Genomic DNA, 21,948 nt, shown 5'->3' with positions numbered 1-21,948 from the left:
CGTCGTGGCGCCGGCGCCCTATGAGGAGCAGCAGTCTTGCGCGAGTTCAGCCTTCCGGCTTTGTACGAGGTCCCTGCGGACGGCAATCTGACCGACATCGTCCGCAGAAACGCCGCGCAGCATCCCGACGTCGCCGTGATCGCCCGCAAGACCGGCGGGGCCTGGCAGGACGTGACGGCCACCGCCTTCCTCGCCGAGGTCCGGGCCGCCGCCAAGGGCCTGATCGCCTCCGGTGTCCAGCCCGGCGACCGGGTGGGCCTGATGTCCCGCACGCGCTACGAGTGGACGCTCCTCGACTTCGCGATCTGGTCCGCGGGCGCGGTCACCGTGCCGGTGTACGAGACCAGCTCCCCGGAGCAGGTCCAGTGGATCCTGTCGGACTCGGGCGCCACCGCGTGCGTGGTGGAGCTGGACAACCACCTGGCCGCCGTGGAGTCGGTGCGCGAGACGCTGCCCGCGCTGAAGCACGTCTGGCAGATCGAGGCCGGCGGGGTGGCGGAGCTGGGGCGGCTCGGCGAGGGCCTGTCGGACGCGACCGTGGAGGAGCGCAGCTCGCTCGCCCGGGCCGACGACCCGGCGACCATCGTCTACACGAGCGGCACGACCGGCCGGCCCAAGGGCTGTGTCCTCACCCACCGCAGCTTCTTCGCCGAGTGCGGCAACGTGGTGGAGCGGCTGCGTCCGCTGTTCCGCACCGGTGAGTGCTCGGTACTGCTCTTCCTTCCGCTCGCGCACGTCTTCGGGCGGCTGGTGCAGATCGCGCCGATGATGGCGCCGATCAAGCTCGGCTGTGTCCCGGACATCAAGAACCTCACCGACGAGCTGGCCGCGTTCCGGCCGACGCTGATCCTCGGCGTGCCGCGGGTCTTCGAGAAGGTGTACAACTCCGCGCGGGCCAAGGCCCAGGCGGACGGCAAGGGCGCGATCTTCGACCGGGCGGCGGACACCGCGATCGCCTACAGCAAGGCGCTGGACAGCCCCTCGGGTCCGTCCTTCGGTCTGAAGGTCAAGCACAAGGTCTTCGACAAGCTGGTCTACAGCAAGCTGCGGGCGGTGCTCGGCGGCCGCGGGGAGTACGCCATCTCCGGCGGCGCCCCGCTGGGCGAGCGGCTCGGGCACTTCTTCCGGGGCATCGGCTTCACGGTGCTGGAGGGCTACGGCCTGACCGAGTCCTGCGCGGCCACGGCCTTCAACCCCTGGGACCGGCAGAAGATCGGCACGGTCGGCCAGCCGCTGCCGGGCTCGGTGGTGCGGATAGCGGACGACGGCGAGGTGCTGCTGCACGGCGAGCACCTGTTCAAGGAGTACTGGAACAACCCGGGCGCGACCGCGGAGGCGCTGGCGGACGGCTGGTTCCACACCGGTGACATCGGCACCCTCGACGAGGACGGCTATCTGCGGATCACCGGCCGGAAGAAGGAGATCATCGTCACGGCCGGCGGCAAGAACGTCGCCCCCGCGGTGATCGAGGACCGGATCCGGGCGCACGCGCTGGTCGCGGAGTGCATGGTGGTGGGCGACGGGCGGCCGTTCGTGGGCGCGCTGGTCACCCTCGACGAGGAGTTCCTGGGCCGGTGGGCCGCCGAGCACGGAAAGCCGGCGGGCTCCACCGCGGCGTCGCTGCGCGAGGACCCGGATCTGCTGGCGGCGATCCAGGCGGCCGTGGACGACGGCAACGCCGCGGTGTCGAAGGCGGAATCGGTGCGGAAGTTCCGCATTCTTCCCTCCCAGTTCACGGAGGAGTCGGGCCATCTGACCCCGTCGCTGAAGCTCAAGCGGAACGTGGTGGCGAAGGACTACGCGGCCGAGATCGAGGCCATCTACCAGAAGTAGCGGCTTCCTCGCGTCATGGCGCGGTGTCCTCGGCGAGGACCCGCGCCATCGTGCGTTCGGCGAGCGCGGTGATGGTGACGAAGGGGTTCACGCCGATCGAGCCGGGCACCAGCGAGCCGTCGGTGACGTAGAGCCGCGGGTATCCCTTGACCCGGCCGTAGTCGTCGGTGGCCCGGCCGAGGACGCAGCCGCCGAGCGGGTGGTAGGTGAAGTCGTCCGCGAAGACCTTGCCGGCCGGGCCGAAGAGGTCGTAGCGGTAGAGGGTGGCGTTGGCCAGGTTGATCCGGTCGAAGAGCTTCTTCGCCATGGCCACCGACACCGCGCTCTGCTCGGCGGTCCAGCCGAGCCGTACCGCGTCCGTCCGGGAGTCGTACGAGAAGGACGCCCGCTCGGGGTTCCGGGTGATCGCCAGGTACAGGCTCACCCAGTGCTCGAAGCCCATGGGCAGCGGGGCGATCTCGGCGAAGACCGGGTTGTCGGCGTTGTCCCAGTCGTCGATGCCCAGCACCGGCATGGTCGACTGGTCGGCGCCGACGGTGTCCCAGAGGTGGTTGGCGCGGGCGAGCATGGTGTTGCCGTTGGTGCCCCAGCCCGCGCCGACCTCGGCGTTCAGGTCGGGCAGGGTGCCGGTGTCCCGGGCGCGGACCAGGAGTTCGGTGGTGCCGAGGCTGCCGCCGCCGAGGAAGAGGTAGGTGCAGCCGTACTGTTTGCGCTCCACCACCGCGCCGGTGGCGTCGATCCGGTCGGCGGTCAGGACGTACGACCCGTCGCTCGCCCGGCGGACGGAGGTGACCTTCTCCAGGGTGTGCAGGGTGACGTTGCCGGTGCCGAGGGCGGCGGCGAGGTAGGTCTTGTCGAGGCTGCGCTTGCCGTGGTTGTTGCCGTAGATGACCTCGCCGGCGAGCGCGGACCGGGTGGCGGTGCCGGCCGCCTCGGCCTGCATGTAGCCGAAGTCGTAGACGTTGGGGACGAAGGTGGTCTTCAGGCCCGCGCAGGCCGCGGCCTTGCGGGAGGTGCGGGCGAAGCGGTACCAGTCGGTGGACTCGAACCAGGCCGGGTCGACGGTGTTGACGCCGAGCGCGGCGCGGGCGCGCGGGAAGTACGTGCCGTACATCTCGTCGGCGTCCACGGTGGGGAACTGCTCGGTGAAGTAGGAGCGTCGCGGGGTCACCGCCATCCCGCCGTTGACGAGCGAGCCGCCGCCGACGCCGCGGCCGACGTAGACGGACATGGCGTCGTGGTGCACGCGGTCCAGGACGCCCGGGTAGGCGCTGATGTCCCGGTTGACCACGTCCAGCCAGAGGAAGGTGGCGAGCGGGGCCTCGGTGCGGCTGCGGAACCACATGGAGCGCCGGTCGGGGGCGGTGGTGGAGCAGAACACCGTGCCGTCGGGGCCGGCCGTGTTCCACAGCCGGCCCATCTCCAGGACGAGGGTGCGGATGCCGGCCTGGCCGAGCCGGAGGGCGGCGACGGCGCCGCCGTATCCGGAGCCCACGACGACGGCGGGGGCGGACTCGGCCGCGGCGGGCTCGGCCGCCCGGGCCGACTGGAGTCCGATGCGGGTGAAGCCGAGGGCGGCCGCGGTCTGGAGGGCGGCCATGCCCAGGATGTGACGTCTCGTCAGCTGACGCTGTATCAGTTTGGGTGCCATGCGCGCAGCATGGGCGGATTACGGGCTTCCGCCAAGCGTCAACGCACCATCCGGTCAAGGAAGTTCGGGCTGGTTCGCGCTAGAGCACGGCTTTGAGCCGCTCGGCGAGCAGGTCCCAGCGCCAGCGTTCCTCCACCCACCGGCGGCCGCGCTCGCCCATGCGGCGGCGCAGCTCGGGGTCGTCGAGGAGGGCCACGATGCGCTCGGCGGCCTCGGCCGGTTCGCCGCCCCGGACGACCCAGCCGGTCTCGCCGTCCAGGACCGCGTCGGGAGCGCCCCCGGAGTCGCCCGCGACCACCGGCAGCCCGGTCGCCGACGCCTCCAGGTAGACGATGCCCAGGCCCTCCACGTCCAGGCCGCCGCGCCGGGTGCGGCAGGGCATGGCGAAGACGTCGCCGGCGCCGTAGTGGGCGGGCAGCTCGGACCAGGGGACGGCGCCGGTGAAGCGGACGGCGGAGGCGACCTGCGTCTCGGCCGCCATCCGGCGCAGCTCGCGCTCGTAGGGGCCGCCGCCCACGATGAGCAGCACGGCGTCCGGCTGGGCGGCGAGGATGCGGGGCATGGCCCGGATGAGGGTGTCCTGGCCCTTGCGCGGGACCAGCCGGGAGACGCAGACCACGACCGGGCGGTCGGTGAGGCCGAGCCGGGCGCGCACCTCGGCGCCGCCGGAGTCCGGGTGGAAGGTCTTCTCGTCCACGCCGGGCGGCAGCTGCACCATCCGCCCGGCGGCCTCGGGGGTCAGCGCGGTGGCGATCCTCGACCGGGTGTACTCGCCCAGATAGGTGATCGTGTCCGTCGACTCCCCGATCCGCCGCAGCAGCTGCCGGGCGCCGGGCAGCTGGGCCCAGCCCGCCTCGTGCCCGTGGGTGGTGGCGACGAGCCGTTCGGCGCCGGCCCGGCGCAGCGCCGGGGCCATGAGGCCGAGCGGGGCCGCCGCGCCGAACCAGACGGAGGTGCACCCGTGTTCCCGCAGCAGCCCGACCGCGCGCCGGGTCGCCTGCGGGGTGGGCAGCAGCATGGTCGTACGGTCGCGTACGACGGTGAAGGGCTGCTCGGCGTCGAAGGCGGCCGTGGCCAGGGCGCCCTCCCGGCCGCGCTTCCAGGTGGAGGCGTAGACGACCAGCCGGCCGGGGTCCAGGCGGAGCGCCATGTTGTGCAGGAAGGCCTGGATGCCGCCCGGCCGGGGCGGGAAGTCGTTGGTGACGATCAGGGTCTTGCGCATCGCCGCCGACCCTACCGAATCGGACGGCCCGGCCGGGTCTGTGGCAGGTACACAGGAGGGCACGACATCATGGTGCCCGGCCCAGAAATCGAACGGCAGGGGAGCACGTGGAGACGAACGGCACCGGGCGGCCTCCGGCATGGCTGCTCGCGACCTGGGTCGTCACCCGTGCGGTCCTGCTGCTCTTCGTGTTCGGGGTGTTCGTCTTCCCGGGCCCGGACGTCACCTCGGACGTGTCGGTGATCTACCAGGGCTGGTACGAGGTGCTGCGCCACGGAACGTTTCCGCTGGACGACGTGACCTGGCAGTACCCGCCCGCCGCGGCCCTCGCCGTGCTCTCCCCCGCCGCGCTGCCCTTCCTGTCGTATCCGCACGCCTTCTTCGTCCTGGCGTGCCTGGCGGACGCGGCCGTGCTGGCGCTGCTGCTGGCCGCGGGCCGGCGGCCGGGCCGCTCCGCGCACGGCGCCCTGGTGTGGGTGGTGGCGGTGCCGCTGCTGGGCCCGACCGTGTACGCCCGCTACGACGTGATGGTGACCGCGGTGGCGGTGGCGGCGCTGCTGGCCGGGGCGCGGCGGCCGCGGCTGCTGGGCGCGCTGGCCGCGTTCGGGGCGCTGCTGAAGGTGTGGCCGGCGCTGCTGCTGGCCGGTGCCGGGCGGCGGGCGTGGCGGTCGGCGGCGGTGACCGGGTCCGTGGTCGCGGCGCTGTTCGCGGTGTCCATGCCGGGGGCGCTCGCGTTCCTGACCTTCCAGCGGGACCGGGGCACCGAGGTGGAGTCGCTGGGCGGCCTGGTCTTCCATGTGGCCCGGCACTTCGGCTGGCCGGGACAGGTGCTGCTGAACTACGGCTCGGTCGAGTTCGTCGGGCCCGGTGTGGCCACGGTGAGCGCGGGCGCGCTGGTGCTGACCGGGATCGCCTTCGCCTGGCTGGTGCGGTGGCGGCTGCGCGCGACCCGGACCGGGCCGCACTCCCTCGCCGACGCCGCGCTCACCGCGGTGCTGCTGTTCACCGTGACCAGCCGGGTGATCAGCCCCCAGTACCTGGTGTGGCTGATCGGCCTGGCCGCGGTCTGCATGACGCACCGGGCGAGCCGGATGGGCGTCCCCGCGCTGCTGGTGGCGGCCGCGTCCTTCGTGACCGTCCTGGAGTTCCCGCTCGGCTTCCTCCACGTGGTGCTGAGCGACGGCTACGGCCTGACGCTGCTGGCCGTACGCAACGGCCTGCTGGCCACGGCCGCCCTCCTCGCGGCCCGCACCCTGCGGCGCTCGACCGTCCCCCCACTCCCACCACTCCCCTCTGTCCCCGATCAGGCCACTCGCACACGGCACACCTCGGTCCCCTCCTGACCCGGCACGCGGCGCGGGCGCGCCGTCCAGCCATCGGGAAGCTCAGCCGAGCTGGGTCTTGACGTAGGCGCGCCAGCGGGTGGTGAAGGCTTTCGGGGTGGTGGCCAGGACCTTCCGCAGGGCCGTCTCGACCGCGCCGGACCGTTCGTGGTGGGCGCCCACGGCTCGGTAGAAGGTGCCGAGCCGGGCCGTGCCCCAGTGGTCGACGATCATCCGGCAGGCCAGCCAGCCGCCCTCGTAGGCCCGGGCCAGCTCGGTGGGGTCGCTGGTGAAGCGGAAGTCCTTGTCGGCCGGGAGCGCCGGGGGCAGCCGGCCGCCCTGGACCGCGCGGGCCAGTTCCGGCGCGATCTCGTCCGGGGTGCGGCCGGTGCCGAGGTAGCCGATCCAGTCGGCGTAGCCCTCGGAGAGCCACAGCGGGGTCGCCGCGGTGGTGTGGGCGCGGGTGGCCACATGGGTGGTCTCGTGGGTGAGGACGACCTGCCGGCCGAGGGCGCCGAGGGCGGCGTACGCGTCCGGGTTGACCACCACCCGGTCCGCGGGGGCCCGCCCGGCACCCCCCACCTCGCCGGTGGTGACGGCGGCGATGCCCCGGTAGTCGGAGGCGGGCGAGCCGAGCAGGGCCGCCATGCCCGCCAGGGACCGCGGGACGAGCACGACGACCCGCCGGGTCCAGTCCGTGCCCCAGGCCCGGGAGACCGCGGGCACCGCACGGTCGGCCAGCCGGGCGAAGGCGCGCAGCGCGGCGGCGGAGCGGCCGGTGCCGAGGACCAGGCTGTGCGCGCCCTTGACCGCGGTCACCGTGCCCTGGTCCCACAACTGCTGCCCGGCCCGGCCGGCGGGCCGGTCGGCGCTGACGTACCACCTGCCGTCGGCGGTGCGGCCGAGTGTGAGGGTGCGGCGGGCGTCCACGGGGGCGGTGTCGTACCCGGCGACCCGGTAGCGCAGCTCGGCGTCGGCGGTGGCGCCGGAGGCCGTACGGTGCACCGCGGTGACCGTGTAGGCCCAGGAGGCGAGCGGAAGGGCGCGCAGCCGGGTGTACTCGGTCCGGGTGCCGGTGGCGCCGTAGGCCGGTTCGTCGTGGCCGAGCAGCGCCGCCGCGCGCCGGTCCAGCACCCGCTGCACCTCCGCCCGCGCGGAGTCGGCACCCGTCCGCCCGCCGCACCCGGCGAGGGGTACGGCCAGCAGACAGGCCGCCACCGCCGCGGCGCTCCGCACCCGTCTACGACCAGCCATTTGCCGATCGTAAGGGGCACCCCCGGGGCCGCGGCCGGGGAACCGGTCTCACGGCCGGGTCACCGAGGAGACCGGCATCATGTTCACCGGGTCGTAGCGGACCCGCGCGCCCGGGTAGGGGGCGTGGATGACCTGGCCGTTGCCGACGTACATCGCCACATGGCTGGCGTCGGCGCGGTAGACGACCAGGTCTCCCGGGCGGGCCTGGGAGAGCGGGACCTGCCGGCCGGCGAACCGCTGCTCCTGCGAGGTGCGCGGCAGGTGCACTCCGGCGTGTGCGTACGACCACTGCATCAGCCCCGAGCAGTCGAAGCCGGAGGGGCCGTTCGCGCCCCACACATAGGGCCGGCCGAGGGCGGACTGCGCGGCGGCCACCGCGGCGGCGGCGCGGGCGTCGGGAGCGACGGCGCCGGTCAGGTCCGGCAGGTCCGCCGCGCCGGGCATGCCGGGCAGATCGGCGCGGCCGGCGTCGTCGGAGCGCGAGGCCCGGTCGTAGGCGGCGCGGGCGGCCGGCGGCAGCGCGTTCAGCAGCCGCCGGGCCGCGGCGAGCTTGCCCTCCACGGTCTTCTTGTGCGCGGCGACCGCCTTGCGGCTGCGCTCCAGTTCACTGAGCTTCCCCGTGGCCTCGGCGCGCTCCTGGGCGAGGTCGCGCAGCGCGGACCGCAGCTCCTTGAGCCGGCCGGCCTGCTGGCTGCCGATGCGGTCGAGGGTGGACGCCTTGTCGAGGTAGTCCTGCGGGTCGTCGGAGAAGAGCAGCGCCACGGCGGGGTCGATGCCGCCCGCCCGGTACTGCGCGCCGGCCAGCGAACCGAGCTGCTCGCGCAGGGAGTTGACCTGCTGCTGCCGGCGGGCGATGCGGTCCTGCGCGTCGCTCACCTCGCGGCGCAGCGTGTCCTCGCGCTCGGCGGCCTTGTCGAAGGCCTGGGTCGCCTGTTCGGCCTGCTGGTACAGCCGGTCCACCTCGGCACGGGCGTCGCCGGGCGGCGCCGCCTGCGCAGGTACCGCGCCGAACGCGGCGGCCGCGGCGGAGAGTACGCACAGGGCGGCGGCGCCCCGGTCGAATCCGGATGGTGCAAGGCGACGACGGTGGGACCCCACGGCAGTCCTTCTGTTCACGGACAGATACCGTTCCCCGGCGCCTGGGGACGGGGAGGCCCCGGCGCCGGGGAAACGCGGCAGACAGTAGCCGTGCGGAAGGGCTCCGGCCAAAGACCTCGTGCGCCGTCTTCGGCCCGGATACGGTCGCGCCCCGCCGCTGACGCAGGTCACCGGCGGGGCGTGGAGTCAGTTCCGGTCCCGGGGATTCGCTCGTTCGGGCGCCCTCGGGCGGTGGACGTTTCGCGGGTCGGACCGCGGGTCAGACGCGAACGCCGAACTGGAACGGCATGTCCGACATGGCCTCGTAGCGGACCACGGCACCGGTGTGCGGGGCGTGCAGCACCATGCCGTTGCCGGCGTACAGGCCGACGTGGTGGATGTCGCCGTAGAAGAAGACCAGGTCGCCGACCTGGAGGTCGTTGATGCTGTAGATGCGGGTGCCGATGTTCGCCTGCTCCTCCGAGGTGCGCGGGATGGAGACACCGGCCTGCGCGTAGGCCCAGGAGGTCAGGCCCGAGCAGTCGAAGGAGGAGGGGCCGGAGGCGCCGTAGACGTACGGCGAGCCGATCTTGCTCTGGGCGGCGGAGAACGCGGCGCCGGCGCGGCCGGAGGCCGGCGGGGTGTCCTTGTTCCCCATGTCGACCCGCTGGGTGGAGGAGCGGTCGGCGCGCTGCTGCTTCTGCGCCAGCTCCTGCTTCTCCTTGGCCGTCAGGGTGTTGAGGAGCTTCTGCGCCTCGGCGAGCTTGCCCTGGACTTCCTTCTTCTTCTTGCCCAGTTCGGTGCGGGTGGCGGAGAGGTCCTTGAGCTTGTCGCTCGCCTCCGCCCGCTCCTGGGCGAGTTCGCGCTGTTTGTCCTGGATCTTCTTCAGCGCGTCGACCTGCTGACTGCTCAACTGGTCGAGGGTGGACGCCTTGTCGAGGTAGTCGTCCGGGTTCGAGGAGAGGAAGAGCTGGACCGAGGGGTCGATGCCGCCGGAGCGGTACTGGGCCGTGGCCAGCGAACCCAGGCCGTCGCGCAGCTTGTTCAGCTCCTGCTGGCCGCGGGCGACGTTGTCCTGGATGGTGGAGATTTCCTTTTGCAGCTTCTGCTGCTTCTCCTGGGCGCCGTTGTACTTCTCGGTGGCCTGCTCGGCCTGCTCGTAGAGCTTGTCGACCTTTGCCTTGACCTCGTCCTTGCTGAGCTTCTCGCTGGGCGCGGCGTTGGCGGCGTTCGCGCTGAGCGCGACGGCAGCGGCTGCGGCGGTGGTGAGCACGGTCACGCGGGTGCGGCTCGGCTGCTTGGGTCGACGGTGGGACGCCACTGAGGACGAACTCCTTCTTGTGAGTGATCACCCGTTCGGAGGTTCGAGCCCAGACCCTAGTGACCCAGCTGTGATCAGTTCAAATCCTCACAGCAGAAAATCGCATCACGCAAGCCATTCTTTGCCCATAACTCACACGGGGTGAGACGCGATTGACGCTACGTTGCGTGACGATGCGGCCAATTCGGGCATTGAGTATGCCCGTTGGGCGTTCAGGACAGTCGCTTCAGAAGCACCGCAGAGGCCACGGGTCGGGCACCCGCCCTGGCGACCCCGTCGGCCACCTCCCGGTCGGTGGAGGCGACGATGACCGGACGGCCCGGCGGCTCCGCGCGCACCAGCTGCCGGATCAGCTCGTCGGCGGTGATCCCCGGCTTCGAGAACAGCACGCGGACGCCGCGCGGCGGCGCGAGCAGCACCGGCGCGGCCAGTTCGGCGCCGTCGAAGACACAGGTCACCTCGGCGCCGGTCTGCGCGGCGAGCGCCGAGAGCTGGCCGAGCAGCCGGAGCCGCTGCTTCTCCAGCGGCATCTGCGGATAGCCGGTCTTGGTGACGTTGTAGCCGTCGACCACCAGATGCGCCTGCGGCAGCGCGAGCAGCTGGTCGAGGATGGCCGGGTCGTGCTCGGACAGGGCGCGGGCCGCGATGTCCTTGGGAGTCATCCGCCCCGGCTCCACCGCGTCCACCGTCTCCGCCGGGCGCACCGAGACCGGCGGCAGGGCGAGTTCGCGGCGCAGCCCCTGGGTCGCGTCCAGCAGGGTGTCCAGCAGCAGCCGTACCCGCATGTCCTCCACACTGCGGCCCTCGCGGGCGGCCCGGCGGGTCGCCTCCAGCGCGGCCTCCGCCTCGCCGAGCCGGGCCTTGAGCCGCCGGGACTCGCTCTCGGCGGCCGACAGCTGCGTCTGCCCTTCGGCGCGTACGGCCTCCATCTCGGCCTGCGCCTTGCGCAGCGCGGCCTCGCCCCGCTTGACGTCGCTGAGCGCGGCCCGCAGCTTGCGCTGAAGCGATTCCGCTTCCTTCTTCGCCGACTCCAGCTCCGCGCGCAGCCGTTCGGTCTCGGTCCGGGTGTGCTCGCGGGCCTGGGCCAGCTCGGCGCGCAGCCGCTCCAGCTCCGCCCGGCTCTCCTCGTCGGCGCGCTCGGCGTCCGCGCGCTGGGCCTCCTCGCCGGCCGCGGTGACCAGCTTCACCCAGCCCGCGGGGCGCAGTACATAGGCCGCGGCCGCCACATCGAGCGGGTCCGCGGCCGGGGGCGGCGAGCCGGAGTCCAGGGCGCCGGCGAGTTCCGGATGCGCCTCTCTGAACTTCTCCCCGATGCGCTGCCGGAACAGCGGATCGGTCTCCAGCGCCGCCGCCATGGCGTTCCCGGCGAACTTCGCCCGGCGGTTGGGGGCGAACCGGGCATACTGCCGCAGCTGCGCGGGCAGTTCCGCCACGGTCAGCCCGCCGAAGCCGTCCGAGACGATCTGTACGACCCTGCGGCGCACGCCGTCGGGCAGCGGACGGTCAAGCACCTCAGCGGTGCCGTCTTCCGGCCCCCCGCCTGCGGTCTCCACCATCCGTCACACCCCTAAGCCGTCCGCTGTACCCGGGGCCGCTCCGCTCAGGAGTCGGCGCCCGGCCTGTCCACGAGTTCCACCTGGTCCACCGCGTTGCACCAACGGCAGCGCACCGACTCGATGGTCTCACTGACCACCTCGCGCTCCTCCACCTTCGGCTCACCCGCCAGGTCGAGGTGCACGTACTCGACCACCTTCGAGGAACGGGTCACGTCGAACCGGGTGAGGTTGCCGCACAGGGTGCAGCGCCAACGCGTCGTGGCGGTCGGCAGGGGAACCGTCATCGTGGCTGTTCGCTTCCTTCTCGGGTCGGTCCGCGCCCGGGGGGCGGACCCGTGTGGCCGTAACCCTACGGCCTGCCGGGGACTCGCCGCCCGTCCGTTCACGGCGGCGAGGCGGTCTATCCCCTTGCGTCCCCTTACGTCATGCTCTGTGTCCATGATCGGCAACTGGAGCACGGCGGGCCGGACCCTGAGGGCGGTCCGGAACACATCGGCACCGATGACCTACACCCTCATCGCCCTGTGCTGTGTGATCTTCGTGCTGGGCCCGGCCTCCGGGCTCACCGGGGCGTACGGCTCCGGGGAGTCCCTGCTCGCCGCACAGCGCGTGTACTTCCACCGCTGGGGCGTGGTCCCGGCCGAGCTGTTCGAGGGCGTGCCGAGGGCGGCGCTCACCCCGCTCACCGCGCTGTTCGTGCACGGGAGCTGGGTGCATCTGCTCGGCAACATGCTCTTCCTCTTCGTCTTCGGCGCGATGACCGAGGAGCGGATGGGCCGGGTGGAGTACACGCTCTTCTACGTCGGCTGCGGCTACCTGGCCCTGCTCGGTTACGCGGCCGCCAACGCGGCCTCGGAGCAGTCGCTGGTGGGTGCCTCCGGGGCGATCTCGGCGGTCCTCGGCGCCTTCCTCTACCTGTTCCCGCGGGCGCGCGTGACCAGTCTTCTGCCGTTCCTCCTCTTCCTGCCGGTACGGTTCCCGGCCTGGGTCGTGCTGCCGTTCTGGGCGGCGCTCCAGTGGCTCTCGGCGGGGCGGGCCGGACAGGGCCCGGGGGTGGCGTATCTGGCGCACCTGGTGGGCTTCGGGCTGGGCTTCGGCTACGCGTGGGTGCGCTACGGCCGTACGGATAGAGTGAAAGCCGCCCCTGCCCAGGCGCCCGAGGGAGAGAAGCAGCCGTGATCACCGCGATCGTCCTGATCAAGACCAGCGTGGACCGGATCCCCGAGATCGCGGAGCAGATCGCTTCGCTGGACTCGGTGAGCGAGGTGTTCTCCGTGACGGGGACGTACGACCTGATCGCGATGGTCAGGGTGCGGGAGCACGAGGACCTCGCCGAGGTGATCCCGGGCCGGATCAGCAAGATCCCCGGCGTGGAGGGCACGGACACGCATGTGGCGTTCCGTACCTACTCCCAGCACGACCTGGAGGCGGCGTTCGCGATCGGCCTCGACTCCTGACCGTCCGGACACCGCCTCATCGGGAGGTACGGCCCCTCACACCGCCGGCACGCAGCGGCCGTCCTCCGTGCGGTACGTCCACTTGGCACCGTCCCTGACCAGTTCCCGGACCGCGCTCACAAAACGGTCGACGTGCTCGTCGGGGGTGCCCGCGCCGAAGCTGACGCGCACGGCGTTGAGGGACTTCTCGCCCGGGGCCGCCTCCGGCGCACCGCACTCGCCCTGGGTCTGCGGGTCGCTGCCCAGCAGCGTGCGGACCAGGGGGTGGGCGCAGAACAGGCCGTCGCGGACGCCGATGCCGTACTCCGCGGAGAGGGCGGCGGCGAAGTGGGAGCTGTTCCAGCCGTCGACCACGAAGGAGATCACCCCGACGCGCGGGGCGTCGTCGCCGAACAGGGAGAGGACCCGCACCTCGGGGATCTCGGCGAGCCCCTCGCGCACCCGGCGGATCAGGTGCTGCTCCCGGGCGACCAGGGTGTCCCAGCCGGCCTCGGTGAGCGCCTTGCAGGCCGACGCGATGGAGTAGGCGCCGATGACGTTCGGCGAGCCGGCCTCGTGCCGGGCCGCGCTCTCGTGCCACGCCACCTCCACTCCGCCGTCCGGGCGCCGGGTGACCGTGCGGCTGGCGCCGCCGCCCGCGAGGTACGGCTCGGCCGCGCGCAGCCAGTCCGCGCGGCCGGCCAGGACGCCGGAGCCGAACGGCGCGTACAGCTTGTGTCCGGAGAAGGCGATCCAGTCGACGTCGAGGTCGCGGACGTCCACCGGCTGGTGCGGGACGAGCTGGGCGGCGTCCACGACGATCCGGGCGCCGTGCGCGTGCGCGGCGGCGGCCAGCTCGCGCACCGGCCACAGCTCGCCGGTGACGTTGGAGGCGCCGGTCACACAGACCAGGGCCGGGCCGTGGGGCTCGCGGGCGGCGAGCGCCCGCTCCAGGGTCTCGACCGCCTGCCGCGGGGTGCGCGGGGCGTCGAGGTAGGTGACCCGGGTGTCCTGCCAGGGCAGCAGGGAGGCGTGGTGCTCGGTCTCGAAGACGAAGACCTGGCAGCCGGCGGGCAGCGCGCGGGCCAGCAGGTTCAGCGAGTCGGTGGTGGACCGGGTGAAGACCACCTGGTCGCCGGGGCGGCAGCCGAGGAAGTCGGAGACCGTGCGGCGGGCGTTCTCGAAGAGGTCGGTGGAGAGCTGGGAGAGGTAGCCGGCGCCGCGGTGGACGCTGCCGTAGTAGGGGGCGTAGGCGGCGACGTCGTCCCAGACGCGCTGGAGGGCGGGGGCGCTGGCCGCGTAGTCGAGGGCCGCGTAGGTGACCTCGCCGCCGGTGACCAGCGGAACGGTGACATCCCGCCCCAGAACCGGCAGAGGGGCACAAACGGACTGGTCGGCGGCAGCGGTGGAGACGGACATGGCGGAACTCCCGTGAGGCGTGTGGGATCACCGCGCGAGCAGAGGTCGCTCAAGCACGGAGAAAGGGGAAAAGGGTGCGCGGAGGCGGGGCTCGGCGGCCCTAACGCATTCGCTTGCTCACGGAAGACTCCTCGACGACCAGGACCCCTGGTCCACGCTTCGACTCAGCGTGCGAGGGGTCCGCGCTTGCCGTAGACCTCGCTGCCTACGACCTGGTCCTCACCCGGGGCACCCCGCCACGGACGGAGGGTTGCCGGACAGCCGGCCGGGGCCTTGTGGCTGTCGCTCATGACCTGGACAGGAACGTAACGGAGCTGATCGCCGCGCCGCAACTCCTGTCCGCATATCGGGACCTCGGCATGCCGGCGAGGCATGCCGAGGCCGTCGGTCGTGCCGTCAGCTCGACTCGGGCATGCCGGACTCCGGGTAGCCGCCGTAGCGCCGCTCGCGGTTGCGGAGGTCCTTCATCGCGGCGTCGAAGTCGGCCCGCGTGACATCCGGGAACAGCAGCGGGGAGAAGTACAGCTCGGCGTACGGGGACATCAGCGGGAAGAAGGACGACATGCGGACGGCGCCGCCGGTGCGTATGACGAAGTCGACCTGTTCCGGGACGTACGCGTTGCTGGCCAGGATCTCCTCGGTCATGACCGGGATCTTCCCGTTGAGCTTGTTGAAGATCCCGATGACCTCGCGGGAGAGGGACATTCCGAGGATGTAGTGGACCGTGAAGTCCGAGTCGGTGTCCGACGCCTTCCGCATGGTTTCGAGCGATTCGAGGTAGCGGTCCGGCACCAGGTCCAGGGAGCCGGAGTACGCGAAGTTGCAGCTGCCGTGGACGCGCTGGGCCAGGTCGTCGAACGCGTCGAGGAACGTCGTCACCGCGGCCTCGGGGCGGTTGAAGTTCTTCACCGAGGACGTCGTGATGTAGAGGGTCTTGATGCCCTCCTCCCGGGTCCAGCCGATGAACTCTTCGAGCTTGTCCGCCATCGCCTTGTAGCCCTCGTCGAGGGAGACACCGTTTTCGATGGACCAGCGGCGCATGCCGTCGGGCAGAAGCATCAAGTTGGTCACCGTGTTCTCCTTTTGCTGAATGCGCTGGCGCGAACAAGTGCGGGTGTGCGTCGACGGCACGTCCGAGGGGATGCCGACGAGGGAGGAGAGGGTGTCGCCAGAGTGCGCAGGCCTGTTCCGCACCCGTGCTGGGTGCGGTTACCGGTTCGGTCTGCGGATGTGACGGCCGTCGAGAAGGCCGGAATGGGCAGAGCAAGGGCCGGTGAGAATGTTCCGGCGCTTGAAGAGCGGTCGATGCCGCCCGGTGGTGAAGACACGCGCATCACGCGCGGAGTGACATGAAAACGGTGCGGAGCCGAGTCGGCTCAGGTATGGACCGGACGTAATCGACGGTCCGGCGGCGTCGGATTCCTATTCCATGGCTGGGTACAGCTGTCCCTCATCCATGCCCCCGTCATCCCTTCGTTGTCCCCGTTCAGATGCGTGCTCCGGACAAAGCGGAGGCACACACATCACCACGAGGGAATGCACTTGACGCTAGCATATCCACAGACCCGGCCAGGTGATCAAGATCTGACGCCAATTTCCCGCAGCGCGGGGCGACTTGTGCGGCCGCCCCGCCGGGCGGACGTCAGGCGTTGGTGGCCGCGACCCACCGCTCGAGAAGCCTGCCCGCAGCCCCGGAGTCGATCGACTCGGCCGCGCGGTCCATCCCGTCCCGCAGCTGCTCCGCCAGGGACCCCGGGCCCGGCTCCAGGGCGACCAGCGCGGCCGCGGAGTTCAGCAGCACGGCGTCCCGCACGGGACCCTTCTCGCCGTCCAGCAGCCGCCGCGCGACACCCGCGTTGTAGGTGGCGTCCGCCCCGCGCAGCGCCTCGACGGGCACCAGTTCCAGCCCCACGTCCCGCGGGTCGAAGGCCTCCTCGGTCACCTTGCCGTCGCGTACCACCCACACCCGCGAGGTGGCCGTGGTCGTCAGCTCGTCGAGCCCGTCGTCGCCGCGGAAGACCAGGGAGGAGTGGCCGCGGGCGGCGAACACGCCGGCCATGATCGGGGCCATCCGGGGGTCGGCGACACCGACGGCCTGCGCCTTGACCCGGGCCGGGTTGGCCAGCGGGCCGAGCGCGTTGAAGACGGTGCGGATCCCCAACTGGCCGCGCGCGGCGGCCACATGGCGCAGCGCCGGGTGGAACTTCACCGCGGCGCAGTACGTGATGCCGGCCTCCTCGGCGACCTCGGCCACCCGCTTCGGCGCCAGGTCCAGGTTGACGCCGAGCGCCTCCAGCACATCGGACGCGCCGGAGGCCGAGGAAGCGGCCCGGTTGCCGTGCTTGACGACCTTGGCGCCGGTACCGGCGATGACGATCGAGGACATCGTGGAGATGTTGACGGTCTTGGCGCCGTCCCCGCCCGTTCCGACGATGTCGACGGTGTTCCCGGAGACCTCGATGACGGTGGCGTGCCGGTACAGCGCGTCCACCAGCCCGGCGATCTCCTCCACCGTCTCGCCCTTGGCCCGCAGCGCCACCACGAACCCGGCGATCTGCGCGTCCGTGGCCTCGCCGCGCATGATCCGGTCCATCGCCCAGTACGTCGCACCGGCGTCCAGGTCACGCCCGGACAGCAGGGCGTTCAGCACCTCGGGCCAGGAACGGCCCGCCGCGGTGTCGCCTCCAGCGGGGGTCACAGCGCTCATACGGCCGCTCCTGAGTCGTCGGTTTCAGCCATCCACCACCGCGCGCGCGGGGGGGCTCCCAGCCTATCCAGCCGGGCGGGGCGCGGGGGCGCCGGTCTCACAGTGCGACCACTCAAAAGTAAGGAATCTTACGTTTGAACACCGGAACCAATGCATGTTGAACGAAGTCCAGGCCGCTTTCCCTGGCACACCCGGACATCGCGGATATCTTCCCCCCAGAGCGACCGTTACCTTACGGTTACCTAACTGAGATCTGGCCGTGACCGTGATGATCATAGAGTTGCCATCGCTTTTGCGCCACTTGCAAGCACGCTCGACATAAACGCCACTCCAAAGCGTCAACGGGGGACTCGAGGGGGGAACGTGCAGCGCATTCTCTTTTTTCTTTCCGCCACACCTCTCCTGGTTCTCCCGGTCAATGCATGACTAGCACTCCCACCGCGAAGATTGGGAATTTTTGTGGTATCGACTCGCGTTGTCGATGTAGTCAATTTCATGCCGGAAAAAGTGGTTCGAAACAGTGAGCTGCTTTCCGAGGACAGCGACCTGAGTGACCATGCGTTCTTCGCGGGCGTTCACGAACGACGTTTCGCGTGGCCCGAGTACACCTCCGCCCGGCTGGGTACCGCCGCTCTCGAGAAGCTGCTCGAGCGCAATGGCGTGGATCCGGCGACCGTGGATCTCATCATCTGCGCCTCCCAGCTGAACGACGCCTTCTCGCCCGGTGTGGGCACCGCCATTCAGCACGCGGTGGGCGCGACCTCGGCAGCGGTTCTCCAGGTGGACAACGGCTGCTGCTCCTGGGTCTCCTCGATCAACACGGCCAAGGCCTTCATCGACTCGGGCCAGTACCGCACGGTGGCCGTGGTCACGGTCACCAACTTCGTCTCCCGGCTGGAGGAATTCCAGCAGAGCCCGGAATCCCGGGTGCTCGGCGACGGGGCCTCCGCCACCTTGCTGACCGCCGGCGAGGAGCCCACGATTCTCTCCGTGCACGAGCAGTCCTTCGGTGAGAACTGGGGCGCGCTCAAGGTCGAGCCGAGTGCCGTCGACGGAATGGAAATTCCCTATTGGGCGCACGGTTCCGGCGCCCTGACGGTAAACTTCGACCAGAAGATGCTGGCGCGGCTCTACACCGTCACCATGGAGCAGCTCCCGCGGGCCGTCGAGACCGCCCTGGAGAAGGCCGGCGTACGGAACGAGGACATCGCCCGCCTCATCACCCACCAGCCGAACGAGAAGTACGTCGCGGAGTGGCGCAAGCGCTGCGGCTTCGACGACTCCCGTGCGCACGACACCCTGGGCATCTACGGCAACCTGTTCCAGGGCTCCCTTCCGGTGACCTTCGCCGACGCCCTGGAGAAGAAGCTGATCTCCCCCGGAGACCTCGTGGCGTTCGGCACGTTCTCCCACGGCGGCGAGCTCGTCGCGTCCATGGTCTGGCGCTGGAACTGAGCCGTCCCGGCCGTCCGGACAGCCCCTCATCGACCATCACCGCATGTCCGGCACCGCATGTCCTGCACCACCTGTATGTGTGTTCACCATTGCTTCATTCAGGAGGAAACATGGCCAACCGCGTCCCCGACGAGTCGGGCCTCGCGCAGAACTACGTCCTCGACCGCTCCGACCTGGTGGAGCTGGGCCTGGTGTGGAACGAGAACACCGGCATGGACGACATGATGAAGCTGATGGAGAGCAAGACGAAGGAGACGTACGACCACAACGAGGTGTTCGGCGACTACTGCTCCCTCGCCGAGCACATCAACGTGCCGTACGACATCGTCTTCGAGTACGCCGCCAACGCCCGTTCCCTGGAGGAGTGGACGTACAGCATCCGCAACATGAGGCACCTGGGCGGCGGTCTGTACAAGGCCGACGAGATGATCCAGCCGAACACGGACATCTACATCCGCGCCGACGCCCAGAAGGGCCCCGAGCACGGCCTGGTGATCTACCCGTGCGCCTGGGACCAGGGCCACGAGCTGTGGATGCGCTACTACCTGACGATCATCGACTCCTCGAAGGTCCTCAACAAGCCGGGCACCGTGGTGCTGTGGACCAACTGCAAGCACCCCTACTACGACCGCAAGACGGAGAACGTCCCGGACTACATCGCCGAGGGCCGGGCCCGCACCGACCGCGTCTGGGTCGGTGACATCTGGCCCATGTTCCACGCCGGCCACAGCATCGAGATGGGCAACCTCAAGCGGATCCTCGAGCACCGTTTCGGTTCGGCGCAGAGCTGACGCGGGGCGGGGCACAGCCGGGGCAGCACATCCACGACGAACGGGGGTAGGACGATGCGGCTGGCCGACGCGCTGGTCACCGTTCTGCGGGACCTGGACACCAGGTATGTCTTCGGTGTCAGCGGCGCGAACATCGAGCACATCCACGACGCCGTCGAACGGCTCGGGCAGGGGCAGCTCACCTCGGTCCTGGCGAAACGGGAGGACGGCGCGGCGTTCATGGCCGACGCCCGGGCCCGGATCCACCGGACCCTGGGCGTGTGCTGCTCGACCTCGGGCGGCGGCATGGTGAACCTGGTGGCGGGGCTGGCCGAGTCCTACGCCGAATCGGTGCCGGTGCTGGCCCTCGTCGGCCAGCCGCCGGCCGCCCTGGACGGCAAGGGGTCCTTCCAGGACTCCTCCGGCATCGGCCGCACGGTGGACGCGCTGCCCCTGCTGAGCGCGGTCACCAAGAAGACCGTCCGGATCACCGGGGCGGACGCGTTCTGGCCCGCCCTGAGAGAGGTGCTCGGCACGGCCCTCAGCGGGCGCAAGGGTCCCGTGGCCCTGCTCATCCCCCGGGACAGCAACGAGCTGGAGGTCGGCGAGCCGCCCGCCGACTGGCCCCGCGACCTCGGTGCCTTCGCCGATCCGGGACCGGTCGACGAGCCGGCGGTGCGGGAGCTGTTCGAGCGGCTGGGCGAGGCCCGTTCGCCGGTGCTGCTGCTCGGCCACGGGGTACGCCGGTCCGCCGCCCCCGAGGCGGTACGGCTCTTCGCGGAGCGCGCCCGGATACCGGTCGTGACGACCATGGGCGCCCGGGGCGAGTTCCCGAACGACAACCCGCTGTACCTGGGGGTCGTCGGCGAGGGCGGCCATCCCTCGGCCGCCGCCTATGTGGAGCGCTCGGACCTCGTGGTGCTGGTCGGTACCGGCCTGAGCATGATGACCCGCCGGGCGATACCCGGCTGGGACCCGGCGAAGGCCGCCGCGGTCAATGTGGACCTGGGCCAGCTGGCCCGCTCCGGCGCCGCCGACCTGCTGGTCCGCGGGGACGCCGGCCGGGTGTTCCAGCTGCTGGAGCGGTTGCGCGAGGTGAGCCCGTTCACCGCCCCGGTGGTCGACGGGTACACGATGACGCGGTTCCTGCCCCGGCGGGCCGACCGGCTCCCCGGCCGGGACACTCCCCCGGCCGACGACGTGCTCCTCCAGAGCGAGGCCGTCCAGCTGATCCAGGAGCACCTGCCGCCCGGGGGCCATCTGCTGTACGACGCGGGCAACTGCGCCGTCGCCTCCATGCACTACGGGTCCGTGCCGCCGGGGTCGACCTCGACGATCGCGCTGGGCATGGGCGGCATGGGGTACAGCATCGGCGGCGCGATCGGCGCCCAGCTCGGCTGCTCCGAGTCCACCCGGACGGTGGTGTTCTGCGGCGACGGCGCCTTCCTGATGAGCGGTCTGGAGCTGCACACCGCCGTCGAACTGCAACTGCCCATCCTCTATGTCGTCTTCAACAACGGCATGCACGGGATGTGCGCCACCCGGCAGCAGACGTTCTTCGACTCCCGCATCACGGCGGTGGACTACCGGCCGGCCGATGTGTGCACGGTGGCACGGGGGCTCGGCACCCCGGACCGGCTGTGGGTCGCGAGCGCGGGCACCCGTGCGGAACTCGTCCGGCACCTGGACGACCACGCCCTCGACGGCCGGCGCCCCGGTGTGCTGGAACTCCGGCTCCCGGTCGAGGAGATGCCTCCCTTCGCCTCCTTCCTGCCGGCCGACGAGCCCACGGTGTCGGTGCCGCGGCAACGGCGGTCCGTCGACTCGTACGAGATGAGCGGAAGCACCCTCTAGCGGCCGGCCGTCGGGCCGGCCCACACGAAAGAGCACAGACATGACGATGGTTCAAGAGCTCGATCTCGCGGGCATCAAGGACTCCGGTCTTCGCGCCGACTACATCACCGTCTCCCAGCTGTTCCGCAAGATCGGCCGCGGACGCTTCCTGGGCCGGTACATGTTCCCCGAGGCCAAGCGGCCCTACTTCGACGCCTTCATCACCTTCGTCGCCTACGTCGACAACCTGACCGACGACATCAACCTCAGCGTCGATGTCCGCAACCGCCGGCTCGACGAGTGGGAGCGCACCTATCTGGCCGTCGCCAAGGGCGACCCGCTGCCGGTGGACCGGCCGCTGTCCCGCTCGGAGGAGACCGACGCGGCCGTCGCCCGCGCCCTGGTGCACACCCTGCGCACCTGGGACCTGCCCTACCTGCGCGTGCCGGAGTTCGTCGCCGGCAACCGCCGGGCGCTCACGACGTACGAGTACGCGGACGACGCCGCGCTCGACGACTTCCTCGAGAACGTCACCCTGCTGCCCGCCACCTGGATCAACCAGATCTTCGAGCCGCGCGGCGAGGAGGCCGAGGAGCTGTGCCGGCACACCATCACGGCCTTCCAGCTGCTGGACTTCATCTGGGACCTGCGCGAGGACATGGACCTCGGGCGGCTCTACCTGCCGCTGGAGCACCTCGCCCGGTTCGGCGTGGAGCGCGAGGACCTGGACCGGCAGATCGGCAGCGGCCGGATCAGCGACCCGGTGCGGGAGCTGATCCGCTACGAGATCGGTGTGGCCAGGAAGCACCTGGACGCCGGCCGCTCCTGGCCCCAGGCGCTGCACCCGACGTCGCGGACGTTCATGGAGGCCGACATCCAGCTCCATGACTCGATGTTCCCGACCCTGGCCAAGGACGACTACGCCTTCTTCAAGACCGCGCGGAAGGGGCTGGGCCTCACCTCGGGGCTGATGATCGCGCGTACCGCCCAGGCCATCGCCCGCGCCCGGAAGATCAACCAGCAGGCGGCGCAGCGGGGTTACCGCGTCCGGCCCGCCTTCGAGGGCGGCAGCGCCGCATAAGGGAGCACCGA

General features: G+C 71.2%; 18 protein-coding genes and 1 riboswitch. Of the genes, 8 read left to right on the top strand and 10 right to left on the bottom strand.

Annotation, left to right across the window (positions count from 1 at the left end; all coding sequences use genetic code 11):
* Nucleotides 1-36 precede the first annotated feature (36 nt).
* Nucleotides 37-1,833 carry an AMP-dependent synthetase/ligase gene (locus tag ACZ5CZ_RS28040; protein WP_385844010.1) on the top strand — a complete coding sequence of 599 codons (1,797 nt, stop codon included), beginning with the start codon at nt 37-39 and terminating at the stop codon, nt 1,831-1,833.
* A gap of 13 nt (nt 1,834-1,846) precedes the next feature.
* On the opposite strand, the gene ACZ5CZ_RS28035 is transcribed toward ACZ5CZ_RS28040, so the two are convergent.
* Together ACZ5CZ_RS28035 and ACZ5CZ_RS28030 are read right to left on the bottom strand one after the other, a co-directional pair.
* Nucleotides 1,847-3,484, bottom strand: a complete 1,638-nt coding sequence (locus ACZ5CZ_RS28035; RefSeq protein ID WP_385844011.1) for a GMC oxidoreductase — start codon at nt 3,482-3,484, stop codon at nt 1,847-1,849.
* A 79-nt stretch (nt 3,485-3,563) separates the two neighbouring features.
* A complete protein-coding gene (locus ACZ5CZ_RS28030) occupies nt 3,564-4,706 on the bottom strand; it encodes a glycosyltransferase family 4 protein (RefSeq protein ID WP_468947039.1) in 1,143 nt (380 codons plus the stop codon).
* Nucleotides 4,707-4,813: 107 nt separating this feature from the next.
* Between ACZ5CZ_RS28030 and ACZ5CZ_RS28025 the strand changes: the two genes are divergently transcribed.
* Nucleotides 4,814-6,049, top strand: coding sequence for a glycosyltransferase 87 family protein (locus tag ACZ5CZ_RS28025; RefSeq protein WP_468947036.1), 1,236 nt, complete (start codon nt 4,814-4,816; stop codon nt 6,047-6,049).
* Nucleotides 6,050-6,091: 42 nt separating this feature from the next.
* On the opposite strand, the gene ACZ5CZ_RS28020 is transcribed toward ACZ5CZ_RS28025, so the two are convergent.
* The 5 genes from ACZ5CZ_RS28020 to ACZ5CZ_RS28000 form a co-directional block, all read right to left on the bottom strand.
* The gene (locus tag ACZ5CZ_RS28020; protein WP_468947033.1) at nt 6,092-7,282 is read right to left on the bottom strand and encodes a hypothetical protein; all 1,191 of its coding nucleotides are present in this window, start codon (nt 7,280-7,282) and stop codon (nt 6,092-6,094) included.
* 48 nt (nt 7,283-7,330) lie between these two features.
* Complete coding sequence (locus ACZ5CZ_RS28015; RefSeq protein ID WP_385844015.1) at nt 7,331-8,380, bottom strand: C40 family peptidase; 1,050 nt, start codon at nt 8,378-8,380, stop codon at nt 7,331-7,333.
* A gap of 259 nt (nt 8,381-8,639) precedes the next feature.
* Nucleotides 8,640-9,680, bottom strand: a complete 1,041-nt coding sequence (locus tag ACZ5CZ_RS28010; RefSeq protein ID WP_450785553.1) for a C40 family peptidase — start codon at nt 9,678-9,680, stop codon at nt 8,640-8,642.
* Nucleotides 9,681-9,892: 212 nt separating this feature from the next.
* Nucleotides 9,893-11,236 carry an NYN domain-containing protein gene (locus ACZ5CZ_RS28005; RefSeq protein WP_385844018.1) on the bottom strand — a complete coding sequence of 448 codons (1,344 nt, stop codon included), beginning with the start codon at nt 11,234-11,236 and terminating at the stop codon, nt 9,893-9,895.
* A 44-nt stretch (nt 11,237-11,280) separates the two neighbouring features.
* The gene (locus ACZ5CZ_RS28000) at nt 11,281-11,520 is read right to left on the bottom strand and encodes a hypothetical protein (protein WP_009309707.1); all 240 of its coding nucleotides are present in this window, start codon (nt 11,518-11,520) and stop codon (nt 11,281-11,283) included.
* Between the two features lie 154 nt (nt 11,521-11,674).
* Here ACZ5CZ_RS28000 and ACZ5CZ_RS27995 point away from each other — a divergent pair, with 154 nt between their 5' ends.
* Complete coding sequence (locus ACZ5CZ_RS27995; RefSeq protein ID WP_450785550.1) at nt 11,675-12,415, top strand: rhomboid family intramembrane serine protease; 741 nt, start codon at nt 11,675-11,677, stop codon at nt 12,413-12,415.
* Complete coding sequence (locus tag ACZ5CZ_RS27990) at nt 12,412-12,693, top strand: Lrp/AsnC family transcriptional regulator (RefSeq protein ID WP_037931200.1); 282 nt, start codon at nt 12,412-12,414, stop codon at nt 12,691-12,693. Before ACZ5CZ_RS27995 ends, ACZ5CZ_RS27990 begins: the two co-directional genes overlap by 4 nt.
* Nucleotides 12,694-12,729: 36 nt before the next feature.
* On the opposite strand, the gene ACZ5CZ_RS27985 is transcribed toward ACZ5CZ_RS27990, so the two are convergent.
* From ACZ5CZ_RS27985 to trpD, 3 genes are all read right to left on the bottom strand, one after another.
* A complete protein-coding gene (locus ACZ5CZ_RS27985) occupies nt 12,730-14,091 on the bottom strand; it encodes an aminotransferase class V-fold PLP-dependent enzyme (RefSeq protein WP_385844020.1) in 1,362 nt (453 codons plus the stop codon).
* Nucleotides 14,092-14,268: 177 nt separating this feature from the next.
* A riboswitch (SAM riboswitch) is annotated at nt 14,269-14,385 on the bottom strand.
* Nucleotides 14,386-14,487: 102 nt separating this feature from the next.
* Complete coding sequence (locus ACZ5CZ_RS27980; protein WP_385844022.1) at nt 14,488-15,162, bottom strand: undecaprenyl diphosphate synthase family protein; 675 nt, start codon at nt 15,160-15,162, stop codon at nt 14,488-14,490.
* Nucleotides 15,163-15,733: 571 nt separating this feature from the next.
* On the bottom strand, nt 15,734-16,798 hold the full coding sequence (trpD, locus tag ACZ5CZ_RS27975; protein ID WP_468947025.1) for an anthranilate phosphoribosyltransferase: 1,065 nt from the start codon (nt 16,796-16,798) through the stop codon (nt 15,734-15,736).
* A gap of 507 nt (nt 16,799-17,305) precedes the next feature.
* Here trpD and ACZ5CZ_RS27970 point away from each other — a divergent pair.
* The 4 genes from ACZ5CZ_RS27970 (at nt 17,306) to ACZ5CZ_RS27955 (ending at nt 21,937) form a co-directional block, all read left to right on the top strand.
* Complete coding sequence (locus ACZ5CZ_RS27970) at nt 17,306-18,253, top strand: 3-oxoacyl-ACP synthase III family protein (protein WP_385844024.1); 948 nt, start codon at nt 17,306-17,308, stop codon at nt 18,251-18,253.
* Between the two features lie 110 nt (nt 18,254-18,363).
* The gene (locus tag ACZ5CZ_RS27965) at nt 18,364-19,044 is read left to right on the top strand and encodes a hypothetical protein (protein WP_385844025.1); all 681 of its coding nucleotides are present in this window, start codon (nt 18,364-18,366) and stop codon (nt 19,042-19,044) included.
* A 54-nt stretch (nt 19,045-19,098) separates the two neighbouring features.
* Nucleotides 19,099-20,877 (top strand): thiamine pyrophosphate-binding protein, encoded by a 1,779-nt coding sequence (locus tag ACZ5CZ_RS27960; protein ID WP_468947022.1) that lies wholly within the window; start codon nt 19,099-19,101, stop codon nt 20,875-20,877.
* A gap of 40 nt (nt 20,878-20,917) precedes the next feature.
* Nucleotides 20,918-21,937, top strand: coding sequence for a phytoene/squalene synthase family protein (locus ACZ5CZ_RS27955; RefSeq protein ID WP_385844028.1), 1,020 nt, complete (start codon nt 20,918-20,920; stop codon nt 21,935-21,937).
* Nucleotides 21,938-21,948: the final 11 nt, after the last annotated feature.

Source organism: Streptomyces sp. NPDC031418 (assembly GCF_055581605.1).
This window is presented reverse-complemented; position numbering and strand designations above follow the sequence as displayed.